This is a genomic window from Streptomyces sp. NPDC002265 (assembly GCF_040296125.1).
GTDB lineage: Bacteria > Actinomycetota > Actinomycetes > Streptomycetales > Streptomycetaceae > Streptomyces.
The window spans coordinates 1-4,680 of record NZ_JBEOWS010000522.1 but is presented as its reverse complement, the minus strand read 5'-3'; the positions used below and the strand labels follow the sequence as shown (position 1 = coordinate 4,680).

General features: G+C 70.0%; 6 protein-coding genes and 1 pseudogene. 3 read left to right on the top strand and 4 right to left on the bottom strand.

Going from position 1 to position 4,680, the window contains the following annotated elements; translation table 11 throughout:
- Positions 1-96 precede the first annotated feature (96 nt).
- Complete coding sequence (locus ABT085_RS43995) at positions 97-771, bottom strand: DUF4097 family beta strand repeat-containing protein (RefSeq protein ID WP_351622141.1); 675 nt, start codon at positions 769-771, stop codon at positions 97-99.
- Between the two features lie 554 nt (positions 772-1,325).
- On the opposite strand from ABT085_RS43995, the gene ABT085_RS43990 reads away from it, so the two are divergent.
- From ABT085_RS43990 to ABT085_RS43980, 3 genes and pseudogenes are all read left to right on the top strand, one after another.
- Positions 1,326-1,862: a hypothetical protein gene (locus tag ABT085_RS43990; RefSeq protein ID WP_351622140.1), complete on the top strand. Its 537-nt coding sequence runs from the start codon at positions 1,326-1,328 to the stop codon at positions 1,860-1,862.
- 409 nt (positions 1,863-2,271) lie between these two features.
- Positions 2,272-2,400 (top strand): annotated as a pseudogene (locus ABT085_RS43985) (IS5/IS1182 family transposase); the annotation flags it as partial.
- Positions 2,401-2,814: 414 nt separating this feature from the next.
- Positions 2,815-3,204 carry a helix-turn-helix domain-containing protein gene (locus ABT085_RS43980; protein WP_351622137.1) on the top strand — a complete coding sequence of 130 codons (390 nt, stop codon included), beginning with the start codon at positions 2,815-2,817 and terminating at the stop codon, positions 3,202-3,204.
- A 115-nt stretch (positions 3,205-3,319) separates the two neighbouring features.
- Here ABT085_RS43980 and ABT085_RS43975 read toward each other — a convergent pair whose 3' ends face one another.
- The 3 genes from ABT085_RS43975 to ABT085_RS43965 all read right to left on the bottom strand — a co-directional run bounded on the left by ABT085_RS43975 (position 3,320) and on the right by ABT085_RS43965 (position 4,588).
- Positions 3,320-3,463, bottom strand: a complete 144-nt coding sequence (locus ABT085_RS43975) for a hypothetical protein (RefSeq protein WP_351622134.1) — start codon at positions 3,461-3,463, stop codon at positions 3,320-3,322.
- A 385-nt stretch (positions 3,464-3,848) separates the two neighbouring features.
- The gene (locus tag ABT085_RS43970) at positions 3,849-4,292 is read right to left on the bottom strand and encodes an IS3 family transposase (RefSeq protein ID WP_351622131.1); all 444 of its coding nucleotides are present in this window, start codon (positions 4,290-4,292) and stop codon (positions 3,849-3,851) included.
- Complete coding sequence (locus ABT085_RS43965; RefSeq protein ID WP_351622128.1) at positions 4,289-4,588, bottom strand: helix-turn-helix domain-containing protein; 300 nt, start codon at positions 4,586-4,588, stop codon at positions 4,289-4,291. The genes ABT085_RS43970 and ABT085_RS43965 overlap by 4 nt, the downstream gene beginning before the upstream one ends.
- Positions 4,589-4,680 lie beyond the last annotated feature (92 nt).

Sequence of the window (4,680 nt, the reverse complement as noted above, 5' to 3'; positions counted from 1 at the left end):
GCCCGCTTTGCGGCGGGCAGAGGGCAGCAGGAGCGCCGTAGGAACGCAGGTGTTCGGCTATGGGCGGCGGCTGCGGGTCGGCAAGACTGTCCGTGGTCACAGGCTGCGGGCGGTGATGTCGCCCTGGGCGGTGGTCGCCTTGACCGCCAGAGCGGCACCGGCAGGGCTGGCGGTGTTGGTGAGGGTGTTGTGGATCCGGCCGTAGGCGGTGCCGGCGTCCAGCGTGGCCGCCACGCCCCGGGCGGCGCCGACGGCGATGTCGCCCTGCTGGGTGGCAAGGGTGAGCGTGCCGGACACAGCCTCGGTGACGGCCACATCGCCCCGCTGGGTGCTGATCTCGCCGGGGCCGTTCAGGCGGCCCACGGTGATAGCGGCATCCAGGCCGGTCAGGCGGGCGCTTGCCGCCTCGTCGAGCTCAACCGAGCCGTGTGCGCCCTCGAAGACGACGTCACCAAGGCGTCCCACAGCGCGCAGTTCCGCAGCGGCCGCCCTCGCCTCAATGTCGGAGCCCGCGGGCAGGTGCACGGTCACCTCGACCGCGCCGCTGTGGCCGAGGACCCGGTTCTTCGCCTGCGGGGCGTGAATGCACAGAATCCCGTCGGCGTAGGCGATCTGGATCTGGTCGGCCGTCTTCACGTCGCGGCTCTTGGAGGCGTCGGCGGGCAGGACCTCGACCGTGGTGATGTCACGGTCCGCGGCGACGACCCGGATGCGTCCGGCGGGGATGTCCAGGACGGCGCGGACGGGGGCGGGGGTGGCGAACTTCTGCATCGTGCCTCTCCTTCGACCTTTTGTTTCCGACATGAGAAACGCTACGTTGCATTCAAAAATCAGGCAACACTCTTGTTGCGCAACTCTCCCATCTTTGCAGGCAGATGCCGTGAAATCGTTGCAACGATCCTGAACCTAAAGCAACGAACACCGTCAGGAACATTGCAATGAGTTGAGAGTGAACGCGCCGGCCGACACCACACAACCGACCGGCCACCACCGACCGCACGGCACCGCAGACGGGCCGCCGCGCCTGCGCACGGGTCCGCTGTCAGGCAGCCCGCGAGCGCAGGATCCGGATCCCCGCACGCCTGAACGCCGACGGCCTCCGCGTGAACCGGCGGCCTATCGCGTGCACACTCATGACGTGACGCTCCTGCCGCTCACGCCGGCCGTGTTCGTCCCGGCCGCTGCCCCGACAGGCGTCATCGGCCTCGGTGACGGCCGTCGGGCCGATCCACGGACCACCCCACCGCGGTGGTCACCGAAGCCCCCGATCACTCCCTCAGAACGGCACCGAGCCCAAGCCGCAGACGCGGACGACGTACGCGCCCATGCCGTGGAACACCTCGGCAACCGGGCGCGCACCCGCCGACCGGCACGCAGATGGCGGCCGTGAGCACGGCACGTCGGTCGGTCGGCGCGGCACCACCGCCCTGCGGGCGCGAACGCAAGGACGGCGCTGCCGGCTCGACCATGGCCCGCAGATCAACCGGCGCGAGCCACTGCGACAGATCCCGCCCATGAACGATCACGACGGCCAGCCGGACCTCGGGCGTCTGTGTCCGCTCCCGCATCCACGCGGTGGTCGGCGGCTGGGGGTGGGCGTGGGTGGCTTCGGCGGTGGCCAGGACCAAGGCGGGGCGGACCGTCGGATCCTGGTCGGCCGTGAGCCGGGCACGGATGGCAGCGTGGATCGCGCGGTCGCCGTCCTTGGCGGTGGTCAGGGCGTGGGCGGCGTGGTGCCGGAGTACGGAGTCGGGGTCGGGGTCGTTGAGAAGGGGCTGCAGGAGGGCGGCGTCGGCGGTGATCGCGGCCCGGGCGGTCGATACGACCAGGCGGCGGGACAGTCACTCATCTGGACGCCGTAGCCGTCGTGGAGGCTGTCGTGGAGGCCGTCATCGCCGGGAAGTCGGTGCGGTGGAGCGGCAGTCCGGTGCGGGGGGGGCGATGGCGAAGTGGCGGGCGCGAGCCGGCAAGGAGATTTCGGCAAGCGCGTCGGTGCGGCAAGGATGGCAGGGGTCGGCGGCGATCCGGATCAGGAACGGTACGGCGAGCGCCGCGGCGGCCCGCATGTCGTTGGCGCACCTCCCGCCCACGACGTCCGCTCCCGGAGCGGACGGGCGGGCTGCCGGCACGCGGCGGGTCAACGGCCTTCCTGGCGCGGTCCCCTGCGGGAAGTGCTCCCAGGGCACTTCGTCGAGCAGGGATCCGCCGCCGGCCTCGGGCGGGATGGCTGCCGTCACCGCACGTGCATCGATCGGTCCGCCCGTGAACGAGGCCCGCGCGTGCGTCGGACGTGGCATGGTACGAGTGAAGTCCTGGCAGATCTTGCGCAGTTCCCGCATCGGCCCCCACCGCATGAGCGTCATCGCCCATGCCGTCCTCACCCTCGAGAGGCAACGCTGAAAACGCTCGATGATCTTTTTCGACGGCCTCCCGGAGGTCACCTGCCGATCACCGCATCGCACGGGCTCTCAGGGGGGTGCGGTGGTCGCACGGTCTCGATACGTACGCAGCACACGCGCGGACGCCATCGGCCGGCCGACGGTGTCTGTGGTACTTCGGGCCGCAGCGGAGCGGCCATGGACCCTCTGCCGGTGCAGGCCGGAATGCGGATCGGCCGGGAAGGCCGGGTGCGGCGGGACGGGGCGATGTCACGTCGGCGCGCGGCCCGGCCTCGAGGGCTTAACGAAGAAGTTACAGCGGCGCCGTAGGCTATCTCGGCAGACAAGGGAGGGGGAAGACGTTCACCGATCCGATTCGTTTAAACTCACTGCCAACAATGGCGGTAAGCTACATCCAAGCAGGAAGATGGCAGCCGTGCCGAACCCACTGCAGGTGCTGATCAAGCATCAAATTGAACAGCGCGGTTGGTCCTACAGCGACGTGGCGCGCCGCGGGGGTATTTCCCGTTCCACCGTCCACCACCTGGCGACGTCGGAGCGGTTGGCGCAGATGCCGCAGCAGGGCACGCTGGAGGGCCTGGCCAAGGGGCTCGACATCCCGGTGGCGCCGGTGCACCGGGCCGCGGCCGAGGCGTGCGGCGTCAATCTCTACCGCGAGGACCCGCTGGCGGCAGGGGATCCGGAGGTTGCGATCTTGATCGCGAGCGTGCAGAAGCTCAGCCCTGTCGACCGCAAGCACGTCTCTGCGCTGGTGGAGTCGCTGCTGCGCACCGCTGCGGCGGAGGAGACACCGCACAACCGTTAGGCGGCCGGTGGCGTCCGGCGCGGGCAGGGTTTCGGGTCCTGCTCTTGTCCTCCTTTTGGTGTGCGAGGCCGGCGGGCGGGGTCTGCGGGGACCCGGCCGTTTCGGTGATCCAGCATCAGAAGGTGCGTGCGCCTGCCGCCTTGATCCATGCGATCACGGCGGCGACCGTGTGGAAGTCGAGTTCGGCGATCCGCGTCGTCGCCCCCGCCTCGCGCAGCGACTCGGGGATGCAGGCCGCGTCCATGGCGCAGTGGAGCATGACTTCATGGGCCCGGGTGGCGGGGAGGTCCTCGCCCGCTCTCAGGCCGTCCCTGAGAAACGATGCGATCGGCAGAGGCGGCGTTTCTGCTGTGCTGCACATGTTGTCTTTCATCATTTTGCAAATCGATTCCCCTCGGAACTATAGGGCGCCGAAGGCTTGGAGGGGGCGGAGATACCGTTTTCTCGGCGGTCGTTGATGCCACAGGTGTGCGATTCTTAGAATCGCACACCGGCGCGGGGTGAACATGCCGGGACGTCGTTTCAGTTCTGCCTGTGCATTCCCCGGGCCGCTCCCGTTGCGTCAAGGGGGGGTGGTGTCCGGTCCCCCTTCAAAAGCGGTCCGCCGGGGCCTGGCCGTGCGGGCGGCGATGCGGGGGCGGGCGCTATCGGCCGGGCGGGGGCCCTGATCCGGCCGGTGAAGGCGTGCGCGGTTTGTCGGGCGTGCGGGGGCCGGACGGGCGTGAGGCGTAGGGCGTCCGCGGCGCGGGCGGGGTGCAGCGCCGTGCGGACCTCGGCGGGCCGGGGTCGGCGGGTCGGGAGCGGCCGCTGCGTCCGGTGCGCCCGGTGATGCCGGCCTGTCTCATGAGCAGTTCCACGGTCTTGCGGCTGACGGTGACGCCGTAGAAGCACTGCAGTTCGTGGTGGATGCGGCGGGAGCCGTATGCGGCGTTCGAGGCCCGGTGGATGGAGACGATGAGTTCGCTCAGCCAGGCGCGGCGCAGCAGCCGGTCGCAGGGTGTGCGCCGGCGCCATCTGTAGTAGCCGGATTCGGAGACGTTCAAGAGCGCGGTGACGGAGCGGACCGAGTGCCCTTCCTGCGCCATCATCTGGACGGCCTCGTAGCGTCTTTTGGGGGCATCACGTCGTTCAGCAGCTCTGTCAGGCGCCGGTGGGCCAGGAGTTCCTTCTCCAATTGCGTGATGCGTGCCTGGGCGGCACGCAGTTGCAGGGACGTCTGGCCGGCCGTGTGCTGATGGCCGGTCAACTGCGTGCAGGCGGTGCGCCATCGGTACACGGTGGGCCTGCTCAGGCGCAGTGTGGCTGCGACGTCCTTGACGGACCATCCCTGGAGCAGCAGGTCCAGGGCTCGCTTGTGCAGGGAAGGGGGGTGCTGTCGGGGCATGTTCCCTCTGTTTCGGGCCCGGGGGGGGTGCGCAAAGTGCCGGCCCGGCGCTGCGGGCGCGGGGGGAGTGGAGGGGCTGTCGGGCCGCAGGT

Bases quoted from the DNA above. Each gene is read 5' to 3' on its own strand.
- ABT085_RS43995 (WP_351622141.1), bottom strand. From the start codon at position 771: ATGCAGAAGTTCGCCACCCCCGCCCCCGTCCGCGCCGTCCTGGACATC.
- ABT085_RS43990 (WP_351622140.1), top strand. From the start codon at position 1,326: ATGCCGTGGAACACCTCGGCAACCGGGCGCGCACCCGCCGACCGGCAC.
- ABT085_RS43975 (WP_351622134.1), bottom strand. From the start codon at position 3,463: ATGCTCCACTGCGCCATGGACGCGGCCTGCATCCCCGAGTCGCTGCGC.
- ABT085_RS43970 (WP_351622131.1), bottom strand. From the start codon at position 4,292: ATGATGGCGCAGGAAGGGCACTCGGTCCGCTCCGTCACCGCGCTCTTG.
- ABT085_RS43965 (WP_351622128.1), bottom strand. From the start codon at position 4,588: ATGCCCCGACAGCACCCCCCTTCCCTGCACAAGCGAGCCCTGGACCTG.